The following is a 22753-nucleotide window of genomic DNA, read 5'->3' as shown; positions in this document are numbered from 1 at the left end:
ACCATGCCTCGCGCCGTCGCCCGGCGCGAGCGTTTCATGTGAAACGCCCTCGAAGGGCTCAGAGCACCTGTTCGACGCTCGTCACCTCGGGAACATAGTGGCGCATCATCTGCTCCACCCCGGCCTTCAGCGTGGCCGAGGACGACGGACAGCCGGCGCAGGCGCCGCGCATCCGAAGGCGCAGAACCCCGGTGTCTTCGTCGAAATGGTCGAACAGGATGTCGCCGCCGTCCTGGGCCACGGCCGGACGGATGCGGCTGTCTAACAGGCCCTTGATCTCGGCCACGATCTCGCTGTCCGGCGCGCCGTCTTCATCGACCGCCGCCACGCCCGCCCGCACCAGGGGCGCGCCCGAGACGAAATGATCCATCACCACCGACAGGATCGGCGCCTTCATCGCCGTCCAGTCCGGGCCGTCCGCCGCGCGCGTGACCGACACGTAGTCGGCGCCGAAGAAGACGCCCTCGACGCCTTCCAGCTCGAACAGAGCCTCGGCCAGGGGCGAGGCCGCCGCCTCGTCGATGGTGCGGTATTCCAGCGTCTGTTCCATCGCGACCTCGCGGCCGGGCAGGAACTTCAGGACGTTCGGATTGGGCGTGGCTTCGGTCTGGATGAACATGGCCCGCAGATGCGCCCTGACGCGCGCCGGTTCAAGAGCCCCGCCGCCCGGCCTCTTGCGCTTTCATGCAAGGTCACGCTTGCGCTTCGTCCGCGACGCCCCCACCGTGCGCCCCATCTCCGGTCGCTCCCGGCCGGCGAGTTCTTAGTCTGACGGGCGCGCCCGTCGCCTGCCGGAGCCCCCATCATGTCCCGCCTGACTCTCGCCGCCGCTGTCGCGGCCCTGACCGTTTGCGCCGCCCCCGCCTTCGCACAGGACGCCCCGCCAGCGCCGCCGGCCGCCGCGCCTGCGCCCGCCCGCACCCCCTCGCCGGAAGAAGCCGCCTTTGAAGCCAGGGGCGAGGCCTTCAACGCCGAGGCCGAGCGGATGAAGGCCGAACTGGACGCCGTGATCGAGGATCCGGCTCTGGACGCCAAGACCAAGAAGACCCGTACCGACGCCATCATCACCCGCTACGAACCCGCCTTCAACGCCTTCGCCGACGACCTGGGCGCCTTCTTCCGCACCTTCGCCGAGAAGCCAGAGAACGCCGAGAAGAAGACCGAAATCCTGGCCGCCGCCGAAGCCGCCCCGGCCCAAATCCGCGCCATTCCGGCCCAGATCCGTCAAGCCGTCGCCCAGGCCGTGACCGCTCCGCCTGCTCCCGCCGCTGCGGACTGATCCAACGGATTGAGGCGTCGTCTTTCGCGCCTTACCGCGATTTCACTTGAGCGTTCGCGCCCTTCGGCGGACCTTGCAGCGTCCGCCGAAGGAGCTTCCCATGGTCCGCGCCCTCTCGCTCGCCCCCCTCTCGCTCGCCGCCGCCCTCGCCTTGCTGCCGTTTTCCGCTGCGGTGGCTGAGGAACAGAAAACCTCCGCTGATATCCAGCTCGAAAACGCCGCCGCCGCCTTCGAGCAGAAGATGGAGGAATTCGGCGCGCGCGCTGAACGCATCCAGGCGGACGAGAACCTGACCGAGACCCAGAAAGGCCTGCGCGTCGCGGCTCTGTGGTCCGACTATCAACCGCACGTGGTCGATTTTACCGCCGAGGCGACCCGCCAGGCCGGCCTGATCGCCGAAGCCGCACTGGCCGAGATCGACGTCGAGGCGATCGTCCGCGAGGCCATGGCCGGCGTCGAACCTGCGATCGAAGGCCTGGCGACCAACGGCGCCTGGGCCCAGGCTGACCCGGAACAGATGATCACCTACGGGCTGATCGCCCAGTACGGCATGGATCAGGCCCTGGACGCCATGGACGAAGTCGAGGCCGCCCTGACCGTTCCGCCGACGCCGCCGATCCCGGCCGAAATCTGACGTCGGCGCCCGCGACGGCTTGACGCAGAACGCGCCGGGCCCGAAAGGGCCTTATGGCCGCGCTTCCCGTTGATCCGCATCTCTATCTGGCCTTTCTCGGCGTCATGGCCGTGATGGCCGTTACGCCGGGCCCGGCCAACATCTTCGCCGTCGCCACGGGCATGGAGAAGGGCAAGGCCGCCGCCCTGACCGCCGTCCTGGGCATGAACGCAGCCACCCTGGTCTGGTTCGCCGCCGCCGCCCTGGGCCTGGGCGCGCTGGTCGCGGCCTTTCCTCAGGTCTTCCGCATCATCGCCGTCCTGGGCGCCCTCTATGTCGCCTGGCTGGGGATCAAGGCCCTGCACGGGGCCTTCAACACCGCCGCCGAACCCGGTCACGCCCAGGTCCGGCGCGGCCGCAACGCCCTGATCGACGGCTTCATGGTCCAGATCGCCAATCCCAAGGCCATCCTCTTCTTCACCGCCGTCCTACCGCCCTTCCTCGATGTCAGCCGCCCCGTCGCGCCGCAGCTGGCCCTGTTCGCCGTCGGCACGATCAGCCTCGATCTCCTGGGCATGTCCGCCTACGGCCTGGGCGGAGCCGCCCTGGCGCGACAGATGACCGCGCCGCGCTTCCGCAAGGGTTTCGGCATTGTGGTCGGATGCCTTCTGCTCCTCGCCGCCGTTCTCATCGTCTCGCGTCTGTGATGGGTGCGGGATGAGCGGTTTGGAACTTGACCATTCACCCCTCGTTCAGACCGACGGGCGTTCAATGAACGCTCAAGGAGAGTTTTCCATGATGAAGCTTCGCAAAACCCCGGTGCTGATCGCCCTGGCGGGCGCGCTCGCCCTGGGCGCCTGCGCGACGGCCACCCCCTACCAGCCGATCGGCTCGAAGGGTCAGGGCGGCTATGCCGAGCAGCGCCTGGAGTCCAACCGCTACGCCGTCAGCTTCTCGGGCAATTCGGTCACCTCGCGCGACCAGGTCGAGATGTCCCTGCTGCTGCGCTCGGCTGAACTGACGGTCGAGAACGGCTACGACTGGTTCGCCACCGTCACCCGCGCCACCGACCGCGACACCCGGTTCTACACGACGCCGGATCCCTTTTACTACGACCGCTACGGTCCCTACTGGGGTCCGTCCTGGCGCTTCTACCAGCGCGGCTACTGGAGCACCTGGGATCCCTACTGGGGCCGGGAGCGCGATATCCGCCAGGTCGACCGCTATGAGGCCACGGCCGAGATCGTCATGGGCCGCGGGCCTAAGCCCGCCGGCGACCCCAACGCCTTCGACGCCCGCGAGGTCATCAACAACCTCGGCTCGCGCGTGACCCGTCCGGCTTCTTAAGCGGGCCACTAACGCTCGCGACTTGAGCGGCGCTAGATATGACAACGCCCGCTTCCGGCGACGGAGGCGGGCGTTGCTGCATCAGGCGCTTGGCCTCAGCCGATGCGCGGGTTCTTCAGGCGGCGCTTGTTCGCATGGGTCGCCGGCGCCGTGCCCAGGGCCTCGGGCACCTCGCCCTTGAAGTAGAAGCGCTGCCACGCCTCCTTGGCCGCGTCGGGGTCGCCCGAGGCCAGGCGGGTGTTGAAGTCGGTGCGCGAGCGGTTCCAGGCCTCGAACTGCCCCTTCATGCCGGGGTTGGACTCCAGCGAACGGATCACCGGCTCGAACTGCTCCACCTTGCGGTGCTCGACCGGCAGGATGAAGCAGAAGGGCTCGCCCTTCTCGAACTTGACCCGGCCCGGCCGCGTGAAGATCCAGTTCATGGTGAAGGGGAAGGGCAGCCAGTCCGTCTCGATCAGGCCGCTCAGCGGATGGATGCCGTCCTTGACGTGGTTGGGCGAGCCCTGCGCGATCAGGCCCCAGCCCGGCGGCGTACGGAACAGATACTGCGGATGCATGGTCAGCACCCCGCGCGAGAAGTGCGAGCTGACGAAGTGATCCAGCTCGGGCTGCGGCCGGTCCGGCGTGATCTTGATATCGGTCTGCGACGGCCCGCCGTTCCACTCGGCCGTGAAGCCGAAGGGACACAGGATCTCCCACCCCGTGGTGTTGGCCATGGTCAGCGGCAGACAGCGATAGGGGTGACGGCTGGCGAAGGCGTCCATCCAGTTGCGCGACTGGCGGCCCGGCACCAGGTCGCACGGACGCGCATTCATCGGATAGCATTCCAGTTCCAAGACGCGGCTCCCAAGCTTGACGAATAAGGCGGCGACCCTGAGGGTCGGCTTCCTCCCCTATCGCCCTCGCCGCCCGCCCGACAAGACCGAGATGACCGCCATCGCCGCCGATCCCGCCTCCGATATCCTGCACGAGCCCGCGTATGACCGCGCCCGCCTGCTGGCCTGGATGGCCGAGCACCGCATCGAACAGACCACCCACGACCACCCGGCCGTCTTCCGCGTCGAGGAAGGGCTGGACCTCAAGGCCGACCTGCCGGGCCTGCACACCAAGAACCTGTTCCTCAAGGACAAGAAGGGTCGCCTGTGGCTGATCTCGGCGGCCCAGGACACGGTCATCGACCTGAAACGCGCCCATCGCGCCATGGGATCGGACCGCCTGTCCTTCGGCAATGAGGCCCTGCTGTGGGAGACGCTGGGCGTGCGCCCCGGCTCGGTCACGGCGCTGGGCCTCATCAACGATGCGGAGCGCCGCGTCACCTTCGTCCTGGACCGCCGCCTGTGGGAGACGGCCGTCGTCAACTTCCACCCCCTGGCCAATATCGCCACCACCGCCCTGAGCCAGGACAGCTTCCGCCGCGTCCTGGCCTTGCTGAACCGCGAGCCGATCATAGTGGACTTCGACGCGCTGGACTGAACGGCGACTTCGCAAGCGGTAGGCTATGCCTGGAATCGACCTGTTGCGATCTTTCGTCCATTCGAGATTGGCGCCAATATATCGTTGGTTGCCAATTTGCTTCTCAGCTTTCGGCTGAGCAAAAGTCTTGCCGGTGAGAAGAATATGACCGCTACGTCGTTGATCATCCTGGCCTTGGCTGGCGCTATAGGCGCCCTAAGTTCCCGCGCTTTTCCAAAAGAGAGTGACCGCGCCCTTCCCCTGTCACCAACGACCACGCCGCTCTACATTGGCGCATGCGTGGGAATTGTGGCGTTCGGAACGTTGGCGTTTCTGACCATGTCAGGCATAGGCAGCGTTATGGTTTTGGTCGTACTGGCGGCAACCGTTTTTGTGGGGCTGATTTGTGGCATCGCCCTGAGGCGACTGGCGAACCGACAGGTATGAAAGCGAACGGCGTCGATGTCCGCTTTCCACCCGCAGCAGCCCCCAACCGCTTCCGTCTGTGAGCCGCCCGCCCTGGAAAGTCCCGTTTCCCGGAATCGCCCTGTCTAAGGGGCGCGCCGAGGCGTAATATCGCCGTTCTCGATTTCATCACGCGCGCCTGTGCGGCAGCGTTCATCGCGTCAGGCCCTGAAAGGGGACGGTGCATGAGACTGTTCTGGAAAGCCTTCGCCGTGGGCGGAGCCGGTCTGGTTCTGGCCGGGCCGATGACCGCCCTCCCTGCGTCCGACGCCGCAACGGCGCTGCGCCTTGAACGCCTGTTCAGCGGCGTCTGCGGGCCGGGTTCCGGCGGCGGCGCCCTGGCCCGCAGCCTGCTGGTCGCCTCGGCCGTCGCCGCGCCCGCCAGCCAGGCCCAGCTCATTCCCCTCTATCCCGATCTGACGACCTCGCCGTTCAAGGCGACCACCGACGACGCCGGCGCCCAGGCCTATTTCAGCCAGGGGCTGACCCTGGCCTACGGCTTCAACCACGCCGGGGCGGTGCGCTCCTTCCGCGAGGCGCAGAGCCGCGATCCCGCATGCGCCGCCTGCTGGTGGGGCGAGGCCATGGCCCTGGGCCCCAACATCAACGCGCCGATGGACGAACGCGACCGGGCGGCGGCGCTCAAGGCCCTGAACCGCGCCCTGGTCCTGAGCGCCGGGGCCGCGCCGCACGAGCAGGCGCTGATCGACGCCCTGGGCCTGCGCTACTCCGACGATCCGGCGGCCGACCGCGCCGCCCTGGACGCCGCCTATGCCGACGCCATGCTGGTCGCCGCGCGCCGCTTTCCCGACAACGACGACGTCGCCGTCCTGGCCGCCGAGGCGGCGATGGACACCACGCCCTGGAACTATTGGGAGGCCGACCAGCGCACCCCCGTCGGCCGCATCGGCGACGCGATCCGCCTGATCGAAACGGTTCTGGACCGCAGTCCCGACCATCCGCAGGCGGCCCATCTCTATATTCACCTGATGGAGGCCGCCGATCCCGCGCGGGCCGAGAAGGCGGCCGACCGCCTGGCCGTCGCGCGTCCCGCCAGCGCGGGCCATCTGGTGCACATGCCCGGCCACATCTATCTGCGGCGCGGCCGCTACGCCGAGGCCATGCGCCTGAACCTCGCCGCGGCGCGCGCGGACGAGGCCTTCATCCGCGACACCAACGACGAGAGCCTGGTCCGCTACGGCTACTATCCGCACAACATCCACTTCATCGTCGCCTCGGCCCAGATGGCCGGCGACATGGACACGGCGCTGCGCGAGGCGCGGCGCCTGCGCACCGTGCTGGACCCGGCGACCTCGGCCCGCATCGCCTGGGTCCAGGTCATCGACGCCGCCCCCTATCAGGCCCTGGCCCAGTTCGCCGAACCGCGCGCCGTCCTGGCCGCGCCCGCCCCCGACGCCCGCCTGCCCTACGCCGCCGCCATGCGCCACTACGCCCGCGCCGTCGCCCACGCCCGGTTGCACGACCAGAGAAGCTTCGACCGCGAAATGGCGGCGCTGAACGCGCTGAAGGCCTCCCCCGCCCTGGCCGACATGGTCGCCCAGGGCGTGCCCGCGCCCGATCTTCTGGCCCTGGCCGAGGCCGTGGCCTACGGGCGCATGGCCATGGCGCGCGGCCGCCCCGCCGAGGCGACGGAGCATTATCGCCGCGCCGCCGATCTGGAGGCCGCCCTGCCCTATATGGAGCCCGCCTTCTGGTACTATCCGGTGCATCAGTCTCTGGGCGCGGCCCTCTATCAGGCCGGACGCCCGGACCTGGCCGCCGACGCCTTCCGCCTGGCCCTGGCCCAGACTCCGAACAACGGCTGGGCCCTCTACGGCCTGGCCCGCGCCGAGGCCGCCCAGGGCCGCGTCGCCGAAGCCGCCGCCGCGGATCAAGCTCTCAAGACCGCCTGGCTGGGCGACGCCCGCTGGCTGCGGATGGACCGGCTGTAGGGTTGCGCCCCGTTCTGACGCACCCGCCTGCTACGGCATGACGAAGCCGCCTCTCTTTCTTCCTTCTCCCACAAGGGGAGAAGGATGCTGCAGCGCCATCCACTCCGGCCGAAGGAGAGATTTCAGACGATTCAGACGAATTGGACTCTGTTTTTTTCCGCTCTCCTCGCCTTCGCCTGCGGCAAGGCGCGCTTTCGGCTTGATGGCGAGGCATCCCGACGCCATCTGATCCGTTACCTTCCTTCGACCCCCATGCGGACCCGACCATGACCTTCGCCGACCCGTCCCTGACCACCCCGCCCGACCTGATCAAGGACGGCACGGACGCCTCCTTCATGACCGATGTGATCGAGGCCTCGAAGCATCAGCCGGTCATCGTCGACTTCTGGGCGACCTGGTGCGGACCGTGCCGGACGCTCGGTCCCGCGCTGGAGAAGGCCGTGCGCGCCGCCAAGGGGGCGGTGAAGATGGTCAAGATCGACGTCGACGCCAACCCGGCCTATGCGGGCCAGCTGCGGGTGCAGTCGATCCCGACCGTCTACGCCTTCGTCAACGGCCAGCCGGTCGACGGCTTCCAGGGCGCCATTCCCGACAGCCAGATCAAGGCCTTCATCGACAAGCTGACCGGCGGAGAAGGCGTCAACACCGACGTCGAGCAACTGCTGTCGCTGGGCGAGGAATCGCTGGGCCTCAGCGATCTGGGCGGCGCCGCCCAGGCCTTCGCCCACGTCCTGACGATGGAGCCGGACAACCAGAAGGCCATCGCCGGCATGGCCCGCGTCTATCTGGCCGAGGGCGACGCCGAACAGGCGGCCCAGACCATCGCCATGGCCCCCGCCGATTCCACCGAACCGACGGTTCAGGCCGTACGCGCCCAGCTGTCGCTGGCCTCGGCCGCCCCGACCGGCGCGACCGGCGAGCTGGAGGCCCGGCTGGCCGCGAACAAGAACGACCACGAGGCCCGCTTCGACCTGGCCCAGGCCCTGGCCTCTGCGGGCGATCTGAAGGGGGCGGTCGACCACCTGCTGACCATCGTCCAGGCCGAGCGCGAGTGGAACGACCAGGCGGCGCGCAAACAGTTGCTGACGGTGTTCGAGGCCGCCGGCCCCAACAGCGAAGTCGCCCGCGACGGGCGACGGCGCCTGTCTTCCATCCTGTTCTCCTAACGGCGCGATCATGGCTCAGGGCTACGTCAAGGCCAGCGAACTTCCCCAGGTGATCCCGGTGTTTCCCCTGCCGGGCTCCATCCTCCTGGCGCGGGGCCAGCTGCCGCTGAACATCTTTGAGCCGCGCTATCTGAACATGGTGGACGACGCCATGGCGGGCGACCGGATGATCGGCTTGATCCAGCCGGTCGGCCCCGCGGGCCTGCGCCCGCCCCTGACCCGCGTCGGCTGCGCCGGGCGGATCACCAGCTTCGCCGAAACCTCGGACGGGCGCTATCTGATCACCCTGACCGGAGTGTGCCGATTCGCCGTAGCGACCGAGATGCAGGTCCGCACCCCCTATCGCCAGGCGCGAGTCGACTTCCTGCCCTATGAGACGGACCTGCGCGCCCCGGACCCGGCCGAGGATTTCGACCGCGAGCCCTTCCTCTCGGCCCTGGCGCCCTATCTGGCGGGACGCGGCATGGACATCGACTGGGACACGGCCCGCGCGGCGCCGCAGGAGGCCCTGGTCAACAGCCTGGCCATGGCCCTGCCCTTTGATCCGCCCGAGAAACAGGCCCTGTTGGAGGCCCTGACCCTGACCGAGCGCGAAGCGGCCCTGACCGCCCTCCTGCGCATCGAAGCCGTCGCCCCCGACGACGACGAGCCCGGCCCGGCGATGCAGTAGTCTGAGCGCACTCAACCCGATAAATACACAACCAACAGAACGGGGCGCCCGGCGCCCTCAAGCAGCGAGCGCCCGCGGCGCGAGCGATAGGGCACTTAAATAATGAGCGACGCCTTCAACACCCCCGTCTCGGTCGATCCCCGCCTGCTGGAGGTGCTGGTCTGCCCGGTCACGCGCGGCCGCCTGACCTATGACCGCGAGCGCAACGAACTGGTCTCGGCGGGCGCCAAGCTGGCCTTCCCCATCCGCGACGGCGTGCCGATCATGCTGGCCGAAGACGCCCGCCCGCTGGACTGAACCTTACGTCGCGCTTAGGCGGCGCCCCGCTTTCCTCATCGCGCCCTTATGGCCGTCGGGTGTTTCTTCGTCTCATGAAGGAGCCCCTCATGAGTCGCCGCGCCCTGCTGAACCAGTCGCTGAGCCGCCCAGCCTCGCCCGAGCCCGGCGTCTGGCGCATGGCCCAGACCGTGCTGGCCCTCTACCTGGGCTGCACGCCTCGCAACGGGAGCCGCCCGCGATGATGAGCGGCTATCCCGACGGGCGCCCCGCCGCCCCTCACCGCCCGCGCGCCTATGGCGTCGTCGCCCGCGACGGCGGCTGGTGCGTCACCCTGGACGGCTGCGCCACCCGCCCCTTCAAGGACCGCGAGGCCGCCGCGCGCATCGCCCGCCAGCTGCAGCGTCAGGCTGACGGCCTGCTCCAGACCGAGCCGCGCTCATGACCGCCGCCCGCGCCAAGGCCCGGCCCGTCCTGTTCGAGATTCGCCGCCTGGGCCGCGTCTGGCGGCTGACCTCCTCGGACGGGCTCTTCTTCGGCCTGTTCCAGAACCGGGCCTCGGCCCTGCGCTGCGCGGTGGAAGAGGCCGACCGCCGCGACGACGCCGACGTGCTGCTGCACGCCCACGACTGAGCCGAGCAGGCCCTCTTACAAACTCTCGCCGCGCAGCAGGCGGGGCAGATCCCCCGTCGCCCCGCCGGCTTCATGCATGAAGGCGCGGCGCAGGGGGGCGATGCGGTTGACCGCCGCCATGCCCAGATCGCGGGCCAGCCGCACCGGGGCGATATCATTGGAGAACAGGCGCACGAAACCGTCGAAACCCGCCGCCAGCGCCGCATTGTCGAACCGGCGCCAGCGAGCATAGCGCTCCAGCACCAACTCCGAGCCGATATCCTCGCCGATACGCGCGGCCTCGGTCAGCACTTCGGACAGGACGGCGACGTCCTTCAGGCCCATGTTCAGCCCCTGCCCCGCCACGGGGTGCACCCCGTGGGCGGCGTCGCCGATGATGACCATGCGCGGCGCCGTCAGCCTCTCGGCCAGTTGCAGCGATAGGGGATAGACGAAGCGCGGCCCCTCGATCGTCAGCCCTCCCAAGAAGTCGCCGAACCGCCGCGTCATATGGGCGTGGAAAGCCTCGTCCGAGGCCGAGCGCAACGCCTCGCCCCGGCGGGTGCTTTCCGTCCAGACCAGATTGGCCCGGTTCTCCGTCAGCGGCAGGATGGCGAAGGGGCCGTCCGGCAGGAAATACTCATGGGCGACGTTGCCGTGCGGCTTCTCCATGCGGACGGTGCAGACCACGCCGCTTTGCTGATAGGTCCAGCCGAAGACGTCGATGCCCGCCGCGCGACGCACGGTCGAGTTGCGGCCCTCGGCCCCGATCACAAGCGGCGCGGACAGAGTGGAGCCGTCCTTCAGCGTCACCGTCGCCCGCCCCGGCCCGACCGCAACATCGGCCACAGCGGCGGGGGCGCGGACCTCCAGACCTTGCGCCTCGACCAGTTCGGCCAGCGCAGAACGCAGACGGCGGTTCTCGACCATATAGCCCAGCGGCTCGCCGCCGTTGCGGTCGCCGATCTCGTCCGCGTCGAAGCGGATATAGGCGGCCGAGGGCTTACGGCTGGCCGCGCCGGGACGGCGGCCGTCCGTCACCAGAATGCGGTCCATGCGGCAGGCGTGCGGCTCCAGCGCTTCGCCCAGCCCCAAGGCCTTCAACATGCGGAAGTTGGCGTAGGAGATCGCCGTCGCCCGCCCGTCGAAGGTCGGCGCCAGCTGGGCGGTGAACGGTTGGGGGTCCACCATGACGGGCCGCAGGCCGCCCTGCGCCGCCGCCAGCGCAAAGGTCGCCCCGACCAGCCCTGCGCCGGCGATGATGATGTCGTAGTCGTCCAATCCGCTCATGCTGTCGTTTTAGGCCCCTATCGCGCGTCACGCCACCTCAAGCCCGCAGGCGCACTGGGACATAAGGGCTCATCCGCGCCAGCAAAGACCGGGCTGGTAAATGCCGCTTTAACCTTATGCGAGGCACTAAGGGCCAGAGTCCCGTTTTCAGAGGTCCGCCTTCATGTCCGCCGCCCTCGCGCTCGGCCATCGCGTCTGGAGCACCGCCCGCATCGTCTGGGCGGCGCCCTTCGCCGTGCGGTTCAGGGGGGTGCTGCAGGCCATGCTGGCCGCCCTTCTGCTGGTGGCCCTGATCTCGTGGAACCCGGCCGATCCCAGCTGGAACGCCGCATCGGCGCAGGCGCCGACCAACTGGTTGGGCGGGGCGGGCGCGACCTTCGCCGACCTGATCATGCAGTCGCTGGGGCTGGCGGCCTGGCCCGCGGTCCTGCTGGTGATCGCCTTCGGGCTGGCGGTGGCGATCGGCGACGCCCTGCAGCACCGGCTGCAGCCGACGCCGTTCAAGATCTTCTGCGCCATCGCGGGCGTGCTGCTGCTGTCGGCCGCCCTGTCGGCCCCGGCGGCGCCCGCCAAATGGCCGCTGGCCGCAGGCATGGGCGGGCTGTGGGGTGACGCCGTCACCGGCCTGGCCGCCAACGGCCTGGGCGCGTTGAAGGTGCCGGGCGCGCGCATCATCCTAGGCCTTCTGTTTGTGATCCTGGCGTTGTGGAGCCTGGCCTACACCGTGGGCCTGCGCCTGCGCGACTTCACCGACACCGCAGGCTGGGCCGCCCAGAAGGGCGCCGAGGCCCGCGCCGCCCGACCGGCCAAGACCGCCAAACCGGGCAAGGCGCCGCGCGCCGTCGCCGAGGCCGCCGCCCCCGCCCGCAAGCCGCGCCATCGCCTGCCCGAAGCCGACGACATGGAGGCGGACGGCCCCCTCGCAGCGCCCGTCTCAGCGCCCGTCTCAGCGCCCGCTCAAGGCCCCTTCGCGCCCCCGACCGAGGCCCATGACGATGCGGACTCCTATGCCGACGAGGTCGACGCCTACACCCCGCCGTGGGAGGACGCGGCGCCCGCCCCCATCGCTCCACCCTCGGCCCGCGCCAACCGCCCGGCCGAGCCCAAGGTGGCGGCCGTCAAGGCGCCCAAGCCCGTGCGCAGCGACGCCGACCAACAGGCCTTCGACTTCGCGGGCGAAGGCGGCTTCGAACTGCCGCCGCTGGGCATATTGGCCAAGCCCGGCCAACGCGGCGGCGCCGTCGACGAGGAATCGCTGAAGGCCAACGCCAAGATGCTGGAGGGCGTGCTTCAGGAGTTCGGCGTGCGCGGCCAGATCGACCAGATCCGCCCCGGCCCCGTCGTCACCCTGTATGAACTGGTGCCCGCGCCCGGCGTGAAGCACGGCCGCGTCGTCGCCCTGGCGGACGACATCGCCCGCTCCATGTCGGCCCGCGCCTGCCGCATCAGCGTGGTCCAGGGCCGCAACGCCATCGGCATCGAACTGCCCAACGCCAAGCGCGAGACCGTCTTCCTGCGCGACCTGCTGGCGTCCGGCGAATACGACAAGAAGAGCCATCTGCTGCCGCTCGCCTTGGGCGAGACCATCGGCGGCGAGCCTTATGTGGCCGATCTGGCGCGGATGCCCCACCTGCTGATCGCAGGCACCACCGGCTCGGGCAAGTCGGTCGGGGTCAACGCCATGATCCTGTCGATCCTGTATCGCCACTCGCCCGCCGAGTGCCGCTTCATCATGATCGACCCCAAGATGCTCGAACTGTCGGTCTATGACGGCATCCCGCACCTGCTGGCGCCGGTCGTGACCGACCCCAAGAAGGCGGTCGTGGCCCTGAAGTGGACCGTGCGCGAGATGGAGGACCGCTATCGCCGCATGTCCAAGCTCGGCGTCCGCAACGTCGCCAGCTACAACGACCGCGCCCGCGAGGCCCAGGAGAAGGGCGAGCATTTCGAGCGCACCGTCCAGACCGGCTTCGACGAACAGGGCCGCCCGGTCTACGAGAGCGAGAAGATCCGCCCCGAGCCCATGCCCTATCTGGTCGTGGTCATGGACGAGATGGCCGACCTGATGCTGGTCGCGGGCAAGGACGTGGAAGGCGCCGTTCAGCGTCTGGCCCAGATGGCCCGTGCAGCGGGCATCCACCTGATCATGGCCACCCAGCGCCCGTCGGTCGACGTCATCACCGGCACTATCAAGGCCAACTTCCCGACCCGGATCTCCTTCCAGGTCACGTCGAAGATCGACAGCCGCACCATCCTGGGCGAACAGGGCGGCGAGCAGCTGCTGGGTCAGGGCGACATGCTCTACATGGCGGGCGGCGGACGTATCACCCGCCTGCACGGCCCCTTCGTCGGCGATCAGGAGGTCGAGGAGGTCTGCAAGCATCTGCGCGCCCAGGCCGAGCCGGAATACCTCGACCTGATCACCGACGAGCCGGACGGCGACGGCGACGGGGCCATGGGCGGCGACGACGGCGGCACCGGCGACGACCTGTATGACCGCGCCGTGGCGGTGGTCACGCGCGACCGCAAGGCCTCGACCTCCTACGTCCAGCGCCGCCTGCAGATCGGCTACAACCGCGCCGCCACCCTGATCGAACGCATGGAGCAGGAAGGCGTCGTCAGCCCCGCCAACCACGCCGGCAAGCGCGACGTCCTGGCCGGACCGCCCCCCATGTAGTCTCGGCTTACGCCGAGGCGGCGGCTTTGCCGCCGGGCGCTATCGCTCGCCGCGCGGCGGCTCGCTGCTTGAGCGCCAATCGCGCGCGAGGGGGAACAACACGCCTCGGCTGACGCTTAAACGCCTCTCGTCCTCAAGCAGCGAGCGACCGCGCGGCGAGCGCTAGGACACTAAAACAATGAACGCCGCTTCATCGGAGCGCCGGAATATGGTCAGGCTGGCGTCATCAGCCTGCCGGATGAAGCCCCCACCCTCATCGGGTCGAAAACCGTTCAGAACGGGAGAAGAAAAGACATGAGCATTTCCCGCCGCGCCTTCGGCCTCGGCTCCGCCGCCCTGGTCGCGCTCGCCGCCGCCCCCGCCGCCGTCCTGGCGCAGGCCGGGCTGTCGGCCGACGATCAGGCCGTGCTGCGCCAAGCCCAGACCTATCTGACCGCCATGACCACGGCCCAGGGGACCTTCGTCGAGACCGGGCCGAACAATCAGCGCCGCACCGGCCGCTATTATCTGCAGCGCCCCGGCAAGATGCGGTTCGAATACACCGAGCCGGAAGGCCTGCTGGTCGTCGCCGACGGCAATAACGTCAGCCGTTGGGATCCGCGCCTGAACGTCTTCCGTCAGGCGCCGCTGGGCCAGACCCCGCTGTCCACCTTCCTGGCGCGCGAGGTCCGGCTGGATCAGGGCGTGAAGATCGATCGGATCACGCGCATGGACTCCGGCGCCTTCGCCATCACCGCCCGCGATGCTCGCCGCCCCAACGAAGGCTCGGTCATCCTGGCCTTCGCCGGCTCGCCCGTGCGCCTGCAGGAATGGACCATCACCGACGCGCAAGGCTCGCGCACGCGGGTCCAGCTGACCACGCTGCAACCGGCGCCGGGCCTGGCCGCCAGCCTGTTCCAGCTGCGTGACCCGACCCGTCGCAATCGCCGCAACTGATCTGTCGCGAAAAAAGAAGCGGGGCGATTTTGTGACAGTTTGACCTTTTTCGCCGGGCGTGACACTTTGGGCACAGGACGGCGGCGGCCGTCCCGCCCGCCACGGATTCATCCCCGCCTGGCGGCGAGAGAGACGAACTTCATGCGCCCGGACGTCGCTCCGGGCGCTTTTTTAATGCGCGCCACAACCGGCTTAGACCCCGCCTCGCCAAGCTGCTAAGCCCGCTTGCATGAGCCTTCGCATCGTCACCTGGAACATCAACTCGGTCCGCCTGCGCATTGATCAGGTCGCCCGTTTCGTCGCCGAGAACGCCCCGGACGTCCTGTGCCTGCAGGAGATCAAATGCACCGAGGACCAGTTTCCGCGTCAGGCCTTCATCGACATGGGCCTGCCCTACCTGCGGATCGGCGGCCAGAAGGGCTGGCACGGGGTGGCCATCGCCAGCCGCCTGCCCATCGTCGCGAGCCCCAAACTGGATGTCTGCCGCGAAGGCCACGCCCGCTGCGTTTCGGCCGTGGTCGAGGGCGTCGAGGTGCAGAACTTCTACATACCGGCGGGCGGCGACCTGCCGGACCGGGCGCTGAACCCCAAGTTCGATCACAAGATGGACTTCTATGAGCGGCTGACCGCCGAGATGAAGACCCGCGACCGCCAGCGGCCCCTGGTCCTGGCCGGAGATTTCAACATCGCGCCGGGCGAGAACGACGTCTGGAACCACCGCTTCATGTCCAAGGTGGTCAGCCACACCCCCGGCGAGGTCGAGACCCTGTACCGGCTTCAGGACGCGGGCGGTTTCGCCGATGTGGTGCGCGATCAGATTCCCGATCCGGTCAAGCTGGCCAGCTGGTGGAGCTATCGCGCCAAGGATTTCCGCAAGTCGAACCGAGGCCTGCGGCTAGACCATCTGTGGACCTCGCCCGGCCTGACGCCCGCCGTGGTCAAGGGCAGCGCCCGCATCCTCGATACGGTGCGCGAATGGGAACGGCCCAGCGACCACGCCCCGGTCGTGATGGACCTGGACGTCTGAGGCCGACTCAGAAGGGGAAGAAGATCGGGATGGCGACCATGGCCGCCGCCCAGGTGATCAGGTTCAGCGGCGTGCCGACCCGGACGAAGTCCATGTAGCTGTAACCGCCCATCTGATAGACGAGGACGTTGGTCTGATAGCCGAAGGGCGTGGCGAAGGCGGCCGAGGCGGCCATCATCACCGCCACCAGGAAGGGGCGCGGATCGACGCCCAGGCTCTCGGCCAGCGCGACGGCGATCGGCGTCACCAGCACCGCCACCGTGGCGTTGGACAGAAGCTCGGTCGCGAACAGGGTCACGCCGTAGAGCACGATCAAGGCGCCCAGCGGCCCGAACGGGCGGATCACCTCGATCAGCAGGCCCGCGCCCTGCGCCGCCAGCCCCGTCACCTCGATCGCCGTGCCGACCACCACCATGCCGGCGATCAGCAGCAGGATGTCCGGCTTCAGGCCCGAATAGGCCTCTTCCGGCGTCAGCACGCCCAGCAGGATCAGAGCCACCGCCCCGGCGAAGGCCGCCGCCGCGATCGGCGCGATCCCCAGCCCCGCCGCCGCCACCACCATCACGAAGACCGCCAGGGCGATCAGCGCCCGCTTCCACTGCAAGGGCCGGTCGGCCGAGGCGTAGAGGTCGACGTCGCCCAGATGGGCGTCGCCGGTGCCGTCGCGCTGGCTTCGGCTTTCGCCCAAATGCATGAGGCTGGGCAGGGCGAAAGGCAGACGCCAGCGGACCAGTCGCGCCGACTTCGTCCGGGTTCGGGCGTCCGCCAAGGCGCGAGCCTCGGCCTCCTGTCGCTCGCGTTCGGCCTCGGCCTCTTCTTCGGCGGTCGCTGTACGGCCCAACTGGCGCGCGCCGAAGAAATAGAGCCACAACCCGCCGACCAGGGCGATGACCAGGCCCACGGGCGTGATCTCGAACAGGCTGAACACCGGCTGACCGGCGTTGCGCGCCATGTCGTTGACCAGCAGATTGGTCGAGGTGCCGATCAGGGTCAGCAGCCCGCCCAGCACCGTCACATGGCTGAGCGGCATCAGGAACCGCTTGGGCGACAGCTTCAGCGACTTGGCCATGTCGCGCACGACCGGCGCGGCCAGCACCACCACCGGCGTATTGTTCAGAAAGCCGCCGACCGACCCGCACAGGCCGATCACCACCCAGATGCCCGTCGCGCCGAAACGCCGACACAAGGACGTCGCCTTGCGGATCATCAAACCCAGCAGGCCGGACAGCTCGATGGCGTAGGCGATAACGAACAGCCCGGCCAGGGCGATGACCGCCGGGCTGGCGAAGGCGCTCTGCACCTCGACCGGGCGCACCACGCCGAACAGCAGCAAGGCCGCCGCGCCGCTGAGCGCCACCACGTCCGAACGCATCCGCCCGTGGATCATCACCCCGACCACGGCGATCAGAACGATAAGCGCGATAATCTGGTCCAGCGTCACCCGCGCAAGACCCCCTCTTTCAGCCCAGCCGCGACCACGATCACGGGTCGGGGCGTCAATCAGCGTTTCCCGTGTTAGGCTGGTTCCATGTCGATCACAACGACCCGTCTCGCCGCGCCGCTCGCCCTGGCGGCGGCCCTGCCGCTTCTGACCTGGTGTCAACGTCCGCCGGAACCGGCCGCGCCTGCGGAGCCGACCCCGCCGCCGACGGTCGTGCTGGACTCCACGCTGAACCGCGCCGCCCTGCTGGCCGCCCTGACCGAGGCCGGAACCGCCCTGGCCGACGGCCAGACCCGCGACGCGGCCCTGACCGGCCGAACGGTGTCAGTGCGCCTGCCCTTCGGTTGCGGCGGCGAGGCGGCCGTCGTCAGCGAGGTCGGCGGCCTGCCTCGCCTCGTTCGCAATGCGGACGGAAGCCTGACCCTGACGGTCACGCCGGAAGACCTGGGCGCGTCGGCCCTGGTTCCCGCGACCCGCGAAGGGGCGGTCGACAAGTGGGAAGCGGTCGAAGGTTTCTGGATCGCCCGGCCATGGAGCGGTCTGGACGCCTGTCCGGCGTCAGCGGCTCTGGCCGCTCCCGCCCCGGATCTCGCGCCTTCGCCGGCTCAAACGGCGATCAAGACGCCCGCCGAGGGCAAGACGGCTGAGGCCAAGACCGTTGACGACGTCACGGCGCCGCCAATCGTCCAGCCCGAACGCACAGCCGGGCTGGCCGCCGTGTTCGAGACGGGCGGCTCGCGCCTGGGCCGTCGTCAGGGCCAGGCCTATGTCCATGTCATTCGGGGGGAGAAGGGCGTCGCGCCGACGCCGGCGCCGGGCGGCTATGCGCTGCGGCTGGAAGGGCGGCTGACCGCCTTCGCGGACGGCAAGGCCGTCCACTGCGTCCAGAAGGACGCCGAAAGCCGTCCGGTCTGCGTCGCCGCGCTGCGGCTGGACCGGCTGGCCTTCGAGGATGGGGCCACGGGCGCCCTTCTCAGCGAATGGCGCCCGCGTTGATTTAAGCTCAGGCTGCACCCAGCAGCTTGGCGCCGGCCAGCACGCCCAGAAGGATCAGGGTGACGCTGCCGGTGAAGACAACGATGCCTTCGAACGAGAAGCTCGAAGCGCGGGGATGCACGAGTTTCATGACTTGGTTCCTTTCGGCGGGGGAGTTCCGAACGGTCTCAAGATAGAAAGCGGGGCCGCCGGGGACAAACCACGGTTAGGCCGCGTCGAGTGATCTCAAGTCATCCGGTCCGCATCTGCGTCCTGATCCAGCCGGGATTCCGCCACGATCCAGTTCAGGAAGCGCCGCAGCTTGGGTTCGTCCGCTCGTTCGGGCAGGACCACCGCCCAATAGGCCAGGTCGTTGGTCAGGGCGTGATCGACCGGCTGGATCAACCGCCCTTCGCGCAGGTCGTCCGCCGCCAGCGGCGCCGAGGTCAGGGCCACGCCGCGCCCCGACAGAGCCGCCTCCAGCGCCAGATGGCTGTGGCTGAAATGGGGGCCGCGCAGGTGGTTCACGCGCGGATCATCAACCCCGGCGCTTTCGAACCAGGCCTTCCAGCCCATGCGGTCGGCGTAGGGCATGTCGTGCCAGGTCTCATGGATCAGCACCACGTCCAGCAGGTCGGACGGCTGATTCAACCGCCGCGCGGCGGCGAAGGACGGGGCGCAGACCGGGATCAGCCGCTCATTGACCAGTCGTCGCGCCACCTGGCCGGGATAGGGGCCTTCGCCGTAACGCAGGGCCACGTCGGCCTCGCCGTTCGACAGGTCGGCGATGCGGTCCTCGGCGAAGACGATCAGATCGAGATCCGGGTTTTCCTCGCTGAAGCGATGCAGGCGCGGCGACAGCCATTTGCTGGCCAGCGACGGCAGGGCGGTGATGCGCAGCTGGCGCGAGCGGCCGGGGCGCACGGCCTCCAGCGCGCTTTCCAGCCGCTCGAAGGCGTCGGCCACGCCCTGTGCCAGGCGCTTGCCGTCGGCGGTCAGGCGCACAGAGCGGTTGAAGCGATCGAACAGGCGCAGGCCCAGCCGCATCTCCAGCGCCTTCACATGGCGGCTGACGGCGCCGGGGGTGACGCCCAGCTCCTCGGCCGCCTCGCGGAAGCTGCCGAGGCGGGCGGCTGCGTCGAACGCCCGAAGCGCCACCAGCGGCGGGGTCGGGCGACGCTCGCTCATCTGGACGTCAGGGCTGGAGGCGGTAGCCGCCGGCGTCGGTCAGCAGCAGACGGGCCTGGCCCGGCTCGACCTCGATCTTCTGACGCAGGCGATAGATGTGGGTTTCCAGGGTGTGGGTGGTGACCCCGGCGTTGTAGCCCCAGACCTCGGTCAGCAGCTCTTCGCGCGACACCGGCTTGGCCCCGGCGCGATAGAGATACTTGAGGATGTTGGTTTCCTTCTCCGTCAGCCGGACCTTCTTGCCCTTGTCGTCGACCATCAGCTTGGAGGCCGGGCGGAACTCATAGGGGCCGACCTGGAAGACGGCGTCCTCGGACTGTTCGTGGCTGCGCAGGTGGGCGCGGATGCGCGCCAAGAGCACCGCGAAGCGGAAGGGCTTGGTGACATAGTCGTTGGCGCCGGAATCGAGGCCGAGAATGGCGTCCGAATCCGACGACTGCGCCGTCAGCATGATAACCGGGGTGGACACGCCCGCCTTGCGGATCAGGCGGCAGGCCTCGCGGCCGTCCATGTCGGGCAGGTCGACATCGAGCAGGATCAGATCGGCCCGCGCCTCCTTGGCCTGGCGCACGCCGTCGGTCGCCGTCGCGGCCTGGGCCGGGCGGAATTCCTCGTGAAGCGCCAACTGCTCGGCCAAGGCCTCGCGCAGATCGTTGTCGTCATCGATGATCAGAATGGTCTTGGGCGTGCGCATGGTCTCTTTAGAATGGCGAGGCTTGGGCCCGACGCCAAGGGCGCCAAACGCGATATTGCGTCCTAAGAGGCCCCAGGGACCATATTTCGTTCCCCGAACAGGGCCGAACCCACTCGAACATGGGTCGCGCCCGCCTCGATCGCCGTCAGATAGTCGCCGCTCATGCCCATCGACAGCACGCTCAGGCCGTTGCGAGCGGCGATCGCGACCAGCAGGGCGAAGTGCGGCGCGGGGTCTTCATCGGCCGGGGGAATGCACATGAGCCCTTCGACCGTCAGGCCGTGAACGTCGCGCGCGGCGGCGATCAGGGCGTCGGCGTCGCCCGGCAGAACGCCCGCCTTCTGCGGCTCGGCGCCCGTATTGACCTGAACCAGCACGCGGGGACGACGGCCCGTCTTGCGCGCGGCGGCGGCCAGGGCGGCGGCGAGGCGTTCGCGATCCAGGGTCTCGATGACGTCGAACAGTTCGACCGCGTCTTGCGCCTTATTGGTCTGCAGGGGGCCGATCAGGCGCAGCTCCAGATCCGGCAGGGCGGCGCGGCGCTCGTCCCAGTGGACCTTGGCCTCCTGCACCCGGTTCTCGCCGAACACCCGCTGGCCGGTCGCCAGGGCGGCGTCGAGGGCGGCGTCGCCCTGCGTCTTGGACACCGCCGTCAGCACCAGCGAAGCGGGGTCGCGGCCCGCCGCCAAGGCCGCGTCATGGATGCGGCGGCGCACCTCGGCGAAGCGGTCGGCGATGGACGAAACGGCGAAAGCGGGCGTAGTGGCGGTCATGACCCTGTCCGAACTCATGGCCGAGGACGCGCGCACCCTGTGGGCGACGGCCCAGGCCCTGTCGCAGTCTGTACCCCTCACGGCGGCGCCTGTCAGCCCGCGCCCCCTGCCGCCCCTGCTGTTCTTCACCGACCCCGAGCGCACGCCCCGGCCGTGGGAGACGGCGGCGCGCCTGCCTGCGGGCGCGGGCGTCGTGTACCGCGCCTTCGGCGCCGCCGACGCCGTCGAAACCGGGCTTCGTCTGCGCGAGGCGACCCGGGCGGCGGGCGGACTGCTGCTGGTCGGACTGGACGCCGTCCTGGCCGAGCGGGTGGAGGCCGACGGCGTGCATCTGCCCGAACGCGCCCTGTCCTCGGCCTACGCCCTGTCGGGACGGCGGCCGGACTGGCTGCTGACCGGCGCGGCGCATTCCGAAGCGACGGTGCGCGGCGCGCGCGACCTGCACGCCCTGGTGCTGTCGCCCGTCTTCCCGGCCGGCGGCGCCTCGGCGGCCAAGCCCGCATTAGGGGTGAAAGCCTTCTCCGACCTGGCGGCCCTGGCCTCCTGCCCGGCCTACGCCTTGGGCGGGATCACGGCGCGAAACGCCGAAGCCCTCAGCGCATCAGGCGCGTGCGGTCTGGCGGGCGTGGAAGCGATCCAGGCGGCGTTCACCTCTCGCTGAGAGAGGCGCCCAGGATCAGAACTTGAAGATGGTCTCGAGGCGCACGCGCGGGGCGGCGCGGCGATCGGCGGCGCTTTCGGGCGCACGGGCCGGATCGACTTCCGGCGAGGCCAGGTTGGCGGCGGCGCCGACGCGCAGGCGCGGGCTGAGGCGGTAATAGGCCCCGGCCTCGACGTCGCCCCAGTCGGCTTCGCGGCCGACGGGCTGGTTCAGGTTGAAGTTCAGGCCCCAGCGGCCGTTCTCGTTCCAACGCAGGCCGCGCCGCTGCGCTGGAGACGCTGGCGTGGCCGAGGATTGAGCGGCGATGTCCGCCAGGCTGACGGCGGGCGCACGGCCACGCGTCTGAGCCGAGGCGTCGTTCGTCATCCCGGCCAGAGCCAGGGCGCCCACGCATCCAGCGATGACGGCGACGAAACGCATTCCACCCACCCAGAAGACCGACTTGAGTCGTCGATCCATCGTTGACGAACCGGAACCATCCGGCCTGGGGATAAGATATGGACTGATGCGCCGGGGTCAACGCGTCAGACGTCCAAGGCGCAGGTTCTCGACGAGTCCGGCGGCGGCTGTGGCGCCTGCGTCACGCCGTCACGGCATTCCCTGATCGATATTGGAGGCTCAGAACGCGGGTTCGCCTTGTCATCGCCCCTTTTCGCCGTGTTATAGAGCGTCGCTGCGGCGCGTGCGTTCGCGGCGACGTCGGACGACGATCCGACGCCGCCCAGCGTCATGGCGTCCAACCCTTTTGCGGAGACACGGAATGGCTCTTGTTCGCGGCGCTGCGGTCGCCCTGATCGCTTCGGGACTGCTGCTCGGCGGCTGCTCCAGCCTGCCCTTCGTCGGCGGCGAGTCCAAGGCCAAGGCGCCTTCGGCCGAAGCTCAGCTGGGTATCGGCGTCAACGCCTATCTGTGGCGCGCCACCCTGGACACCCTGTCCTTCATGCCGCTGGCCAACGCCGATCCGTGGGGCGGCGTCGTCAATTATGACTGGTACGTCAATCCGCAGGCGCCGAACGAGCGCTTCAAGGCGACCGTCTTCATCCTGGATCGCCGCCTGCGCGCCGACGCCCTGAACGTCGCCGTGACCAAGGAAGTCAAGGACGCCGCCGGCGCCTGGGTCTCCGCCCCGGTCGCGGCCCAGACCGAAACCGATCTGGAAAACGCCATCCTGACCAAGGCGCGCCAGCTCAACCTCGCCAACGCGGCCCGTCGCTAAAGTTCGACCGCCCCTCACCTTTCGTCTCAAATGCGTCCTCAGG

Annotated in this window: 27 protein-coding genes; 18 read left to right on the top strand and 9 right to left on the bottom strand. The window is 69.3% G+C overall.

Translation table 11 applies throughout. The features are described from left to right. Positions 1-58: 58 nt before the first annotated feature. On the bottom strand, positions 59-619 hold the full coding sequence (locus tag ABC419_RS01585; RefSeq protein WP_412876531.1) for a NifU family protein: 561 nt from the start codon (positions 617-619) through the stop codon (positions 59-61). Positions 620-805: 186 nt separating this feature from the next. Between ABC419_RS01585 and ABC419_RS01580 the strand changes: the two genes are divergently transcribed. From ABC419_RS01580 to ABC419_RS01565, 4 genes are all read left to right on the top strand, one after another. Then, the gene (locus ABC419_RS01580) at positions 806-1279 is read left to right on the top strand and encodes a translation initiation factor IF-2 (RefSeq protein WP_412876532.1); all 474 of its coding nucleotides are present in this window, start codon (positions 806-808) and stop codon (positions 1277-1279) included. A gap of 100 nt (positions 1280-1379) precedes the next feature. Continuing rightward, positions 1380-1913: a hypothetical protein gene (locus ABC419_RS01575; protein WP_412876533.1), complete on the top strand. Its 534-nt coding sequence runs from the start codon at positions 1380-1382 to the stop codon at positions 1911-1913. Positions 1914-1966: 53 nt separating this feature from the next. Next, positions 1967-2599, top strand: a complete 633-nt coding sequence (locus ABC419_RS01570; protein ID WP_412876534.1) for a LysE family translocator — start codon at positions 1967-1969, stop codon at positions 2597-2599. Positions 2600-2687: 88 nt separating this feature from the next. After that, positions 2688-3239: a CC0125/CC1285 family lipoprotein gene (locus ABC419_RS01565; RefSeq protein ID WP_371412940.1), complete on the top strand. Its 552-nt coding sequence runs from the start codon at positions 2688-2690 to the stop codon at positions 3237-3239. Positions 3240-3334: 95 nt separating this feature from the next. Here ABC419_RS01565 and ABC419_RS01560 read toward each other — a convergent pair whose 3' ends face one another. Next, positions 3335-4075 carry a DUF6065 family protein gene (locus ABC419_RS01560; RefSeq protein ID WP_412876535.1) on the bottom strand — a complete coding sequence of 247 codons (741 nt, stop codon included), beginning with the start codon at positions 4073-4075 and terminating at the stop codon, positions 3335-3337. 91 nt (positions 4076-4166) lie between these two features. Here ABC419_RS01560 and ABC419_RS01555 point away from each other — a divergent pair, with 91 nt between their 5' ends. From ABC419_RS01555 to ABC419_RS01520, 8 genes are all read left to right on the top strand, one after another. Further along, a complete protein-coding gene (locus ABC419_RS01555; protein ID WP_412877983.1) occupies positions 4167-4712 on the top strand; it encodes a prolyl-tRNA synthetase associated domain-containing protein in 546 nt (181 codons plus the stop codon). Between the two features lie 629 nt (positions 4713-5341). Next, complete coding sequence (locus ABC419_RS01550) at positions 5342-7108, top strand: tetratricopeptide repeat protein (protein WP_412876536.1); 1767 nt, start codon at positions 5342-5344, stop codon at positions 7106-7108. A 266-nt stretch (positions 7109-7374) separates the two neighbouring features. Beyond that, on the top strand, positions 7375-8274 hold the full coding sequence (gene trxA / locus ABC419_RS01545) for a thioredoxin (protein WP_412876537.1): 900 nt from the start codon (positions 7375-7377) through the stop codon (positions 8272-8274). A 10-nt stretch (positions 8275-8284) separates the two neighbouring features. Next, entirely contained in the window at positions 8285-8944 is a 660-nt protein-coding gene (locus tag ABC419_RS01540; protein ID WP_412876538.1) for an LON peptidase substrate-binding domain-containing protein, read from the top strand. Between the two features lie 102 nt (positions 8945-9046). Next, on the top strand, positions 9047-9241 hold the full coding sequence (locus ABC419_RS01535; RefSeq protein ID WP_003166576.1) for a Trm112 family protein: 195 nt from the start codon (positions 9047-9049) through the stop codon (positions 9239-9241). 89 nt (positions 9242-9330) lie between these two features. Continuing rightward, complete coding sequence (locus ABC419_RS01530) at positions 9331-9465, top strand: hypothetical protein (protein WP_412876539.1); 135 nt, start codon at positions 9331-9333, stop codon at positions 9463-9465. Beyond that, positions 9462-9665: a hypothetical protein gene (locus ABC419_RS01525; RefSeq protein WP_003166573.1), complete on the top strand. Its 204-nt coding sequence runs from the start codon at positions 9462-9464 to the stop codon at positions 9663-9665. The genes ABC419_RS01530 and ABC419_RS01525 overlap by 4 nt, the downstream gene beginning before the upstream one ends. Continuing rightward, complete coding sequence (locus tag ABC419_RS01520) at positions 9662-9853, top strand: MGR2/ROMO1 family protein (protein WP_003166572.1); 192 nt, start codon at positions 9662-9664, stop codon at positions 9851-9853. Before ABC419_RS01525 ends, ABC419_RS01520 begins: the two co-directional genes overlap by 4 nt. Before the next feature lie 15 nt (positions 9854-9868). Here the strand turns inward: ABC419_RS01520 and ABC419_RS01515 are convergent, their stop codons facing one another. Beyond that, the gene (locus tag ABC419_RS01515; RefSeq protein ID WP_412876540.1) at positions 9869-11122 is read right to left on the bottom strand and encodes a UbiH/UbiF/VisC/COQ6 family ubiquinone biosynthesis hydroxylase; all 1254 of its coding nucleotides are present in this window, start codon (positions 11120-11122) and stop codon (positions 9869-9871) included. 163 nt (positions 11123-11285) lie between these two features. On the opposite strand from ABC419_RS01515, the gene ABC419_RS01510 reads away from it, so the two are divergent. From ABC419_RS01510 to xth, 3 genes are all read left to right on the top strand, one after another. Further along, positions 11286-13799, top strand: a complete 2514-nt coding sequence (locus ABC419_RS01510; protein ID WP_412876541.1) for a DNA translocase FtsK 4TM domain-containing protein — start codon at positions 11286-11288, stop codon at positions 13797-13799. A 294-nt stretch (positions 13800-14093) separates the two neighbouring features. Next, positions 14094-14735: a LolA family protein gene (locus ABC419_RS01505; RefSeq protein ID WP_003166570.1), complete on the top strand. Its 642-nt coding sequence runs from the start codon at positions 14094-14096 to the stop codon at positions 14733-14735. Positions 14736-14964: 229 nt separating this feature from the next. Further along, the gene (xth, locus tag ABC419_RS01500) at positions 14965-15762 is read left to right on the top strand and encodes an exodeoxyribonuclease III (RefSeq protein WP_412876542.1); all 798 of its coding nucleotides are present in this window, start codon (positions 14965-14967) and stop codon (positions 15760-15762) included. A 7-nt stretch (positions 15763-15769) separates the two neighbouring features. Here xth and ABC419_RS01495 read toward each other — a convergent pair whose 3' ends face one another. Then, positions 15770-17203 carry an SLC13 family permease gene (locus ABC419_RS01495; protein ID WP_412876543.1) on the bottom strand — a complete coding sequence of 478 codons (1434 nt, stop codon included), beginning with the start codon at positions 17201-17203 and terminating at the stop codon, positions 15770-15772. An 87-nt stretch (positions 17204-17290) separates the two neighbouring features. Between ABC419_RS01495 and ABC419_RS01490 the strand changes: the two genes are divergently transcribed. After that, positions 17291-18199 (top strand): hypothetical protein, encoded by a 909-nt coding sequence (locus ABC419_RS01490; protein ID WP_412876544.1) that lies wholly within the window; start codon positions 17291-17293, stop codon positions 18197-18199. 7 nt (positions 18200-18206) lie between these two features. Here the strand turns inward: ABC419_RS01490 and ABC419_RS01485 are convergent, their stop codons facing one another. The 4 genes from ABC419_RS01485 to ABC419_RS01470 form a co-directional block, all read right to left on the bottom strand. Then, positions 18207-18329 carry a hypothetical protein gene (locus ABC419_RS01485; protein WP_256375772.1) on the bottom strand — a complete coding sequence of 41 codons (123 nt, stop codon included), beginning with the start codon at positions 18327-18329 and terminating at the stop codon, positions 18207-18209. 95 nt (positions 18330-18424) lie between these two features. Beyond that, positions 18425-19366, bottom strand: coding sequence for a transcriptional regulator GcvA (gene gcvA / locus ABC419_RS01480; RefSeq protein ID WP_313519396.1), 942 nt, complete (start codon positions 19364-19366; stop codon positions 18425-18427). Positions 19367-19373: 7 nt separating this feature from the next. Then, positions 19374-20060, bottom strand: coding sequence for a response regulator transcription factor (locus ABC419_RS01475; RefSeq protein ID WP_003166566.1), 687 nt, complete (start codon positions 20058-20060; stop codon positions 19374-19376). Between the two features lie 62 nt (positions 20061-20122). Continuing rightward, on the bottom strand, positions 20123-20833 hold the full coding sequence (locus tag ABC419_RS01470) for a YggS family pyridoxal phosphate-dependent enzyme (protein ID WP_412876545.1): 711 nt from the start codon (positions 20831-20833) through the stop codon (positions 20123-20125). On the opposite strand from ABC419_RS01470, the gene ABC419_RS01465 reads away from it, so the two are divergent. Next, positions 20832-21494 (top strand): thiamine phosphate synthase, encoded by a 663-nt coding sequence (locus ABC419_RS01465; protein ID WP_412876546.1) that lies wholly within the window; start codon positions 20832-20834, stop codon positions 21492-21494. The two genes, ABC419_RS01470 and ABC419_RS01465, sit on opposite strands and share 2 nt — an antisense overlap. Before the next feature lie 15 nt (positions 21495-21509). On the opposite strand, the gene ABC419_RS01460 is transcribed toward ABC419_RS01465, so the two are convergent. Next, positions 21510-21914, bottom strand: coding sequence for an NtrZ family periplasmic regulatory protein (locus tag ABC419_RS01460; RefSeq protein WP_289647872.1), 405 nt, complete (start codon positions 21912-21914; stop codon positions 21510-21512). A gap of 340 nt (positions 21915-22254) precedes the next feature. Here ABC419_RS01460 and ABC419_RS01455 point away from each other — a divergent pair, with 340 nt between their 5' ends. Beyond that, positions 22255-22710 (top strand): DUF3576 domain-containing protein, encoded by a 456-nt coding sequence (locus tag ABC419_RS01455; protein WP_125900777.1) that lies wholly within the window; start codon positions 22255-22257, stop codon positions 22708-22710. Positions 22711-22753 lie beyond the last annotated feature (43 nt).

The sequence above is a fragment of the Brevundimonas phoenicis genome, assembly GCF_047237745.1.
Taxonomy (GTDB): domain Bacteria; phylum Pseudomonadota; class Alphaproteobacteria; order Caulobacterales; family Caulobacteraceae; genus Brevundimonas.
Note: the sequence above shows the minus strand (reverse complement) of the source record. Positions and strands in the feature narration are given on the sequence as shown.

What these genes read in the sequence shown, in the direction of transcription:
- ABC419_RS01585 (WP_412876531.1), bottom strand. Translation starts at nt 619, where the DNA reads ATGTTCATCCAGACCGAAGCCACGCCCAATCCGAACGTCCTGAAGTTC.
- ABC419_RS01580 (WP_412876532.1), top strand. Translation starts at nt 806, where the DNA reads ATGTCCCGCCTGACTCTCGCCGCCGCTGTCGCGGCCCTGACCGTTTGC.
- ABC419_RS01575 (WP_412876533.1), top strand. Translation starts at nt 1,380, where the DNA reads ATGGTCCGCGCCCTCTCGCTCGCCCCCCTCTCGCTCGCCGCCGCCCTC.
- ABC419_RS01570 (WP_412876534.1), top strand. Translation starts at nt 1,967, where the DNA reads ATGGCCGCGCTTCCCGTTGATCCGCATCTCTATCTGGCCTTTCTCGGC.
- ABC419_RS01565 (WP_371412940.1), top strand. Translation starts at nt 2,688, where the DNA reads ATGATGAAGCTTCGCAAAACCCCGGTGCTGATCGCCCTGGCGGGCGCG.
- ABC419_RS01555 (WP_412877983.1), top strand. Translation starts at nt 4,167, where the DNA reads ATGACCGCCATCGCCGCCGATCCCGCCTCCGATATCCTGCACGAGCCC.
- ABC419_RS01550 (WP_412876536.1), top strand. Translation starts at nt 5,342, where the DNA reads ATGAGACTGTTCTGGAAAGCCTTCGCCGTGGGCGGAGCCGGTCTGGTT.
- trxA (WP_412876537.1), top strand. Translation starts at nt 7,375, where the DNA reads ATGACCTTCGCCGACCCGTCCCTGACCACCCCGCCCGACCTGATCAAG.
- ABC419_RS01540 (WP_412876538.1), top strand. Translation starts at nt 8,285, where the DNA reads ATGGCTCAGGGCTACGTCAAGGCCAGCGAACTTCCCCAGGTGATCCCG.
- ABC419_RS01535 (WP_003166576.1), top strand. Translation starts at nt 9,047, where the DNA reads ATGAGCGACGCCTTCAACACCCCCGTCTCGGTCGATCCCCGCCTGCTG.
- ABC419_RS01530 (WP_412876539.1), top strand. Translation starts at nt 9,331, where the DNA reads ATGAGTCGCCGCGCCCTGCTGAACCAGTCGCTGAGCCGCCCAGCCTCG.
- ABC419_RS01525 (WP_003166573.1), top strand. Translation starts at nt 9,462, where the DNA reads ATGATGAGCGGCTATCCCGACGGGCGCCCCGCCGCCCCTCACCGCCCG.
- ABC419_RS01520 (WP_003166572.1), top strand. Translation starts at nt 9,662, where the DNA reads ATGACCGCCGCCCGCGCCAAGGCCCGGCCCGTCCTGTTCGAGATTCGC.
- ABC419_RS01515 (WP_412876540.1), bottom strand. Translation starts at nt 11,122, where the DNA reads ATGAGCGGATTGGACGACTACGACATCATCATCGCCGGCGCAGGGCTG.
- ABC419_RS01510 (WP_412876541.1), top strand. Translation starts at nt 11,286, where the DNA reads ATGTCCGCCGCCCTCGCGCTCGGCCATCGCGTCTGGAGCACCGCCCGC.
- ABC419_RS01505 (WP_003166570.1), top strand. Translation starts at nt 14,094, where the DNA reads ATGAGCATTTCCCGCCGCGCCTTCGGCCTCGGCTCCGCCGCCCTGGTC.
- xth (WP_412876542.1), top strand. Translation starts at nt 14,965, where the DNA reads ATGAGCCTTCGCATCGTCACCTGGAACATCAACTCGGTCCGCCTGCGC.
- ABC419_RS01490 (WP_412876544.1), top strand. Translation starts at nt 17,291, where the DNA reads ATGTCGATCACAACGACCCGTCTCGCCGCGCCGCTCGCCCTGGCGGCG.
- ABC419_RS01485 (WP_256375772.1), bottom strand. Translation starts at nt 18,329, where the DNA reads ATGAAACTCGTGCATCCCCGCGCTTCGAGCTTCTCGTTCGAAGGCATC.
- gcvA (WP_313519396.1), bottom strand. Translation starts at nt 19,366, where the DNA reads ATGAGCGAGCGTCGCCCGACCCCGCCGCTGGTGGCGCTTCGGGCGTTC.
- ABC419_RS01475 (WP_003166566.1), bottom strand. Translation starts at nt 20,060, where the DNA reads ATGCGCACGCCCAAGACCATTCTGATCATCGATGACGACAACGATCTG.
- ABC419_RS01465 (WP_412876546.1), top strand. Translation starts at nt 20,832, where the DNA reads ATGACCCTGTCCGAACTCATGGCCGAGGACGCGCGCACCCTGTGGGCG.
- ABC419_RS01470 (WP_412876545.1), bottom strand. Translation starts at nt 20,833, where the DNA reads ATGACCGCCACTACGCCCGCTTTCGCCGTTTCGTCCATCGCCGACCGC.
- ABC419_RS01460 (WP_289647872.1), bottom strand. Translation starts at nt 21,914, where the DNA reads ATGCGTTTCGTCGCCGTCATCGCTGGATGCGTGGGCGCCCTGGCTCTG.
- ABC419_RS01455 (WP_125900777.1), top strand. Translation starts at nt 22,255, where the DNA reads ATGGCTCTTGTTCGCGGCGCTGCGGTCGCCCTGATCGCTTCGGGACTG.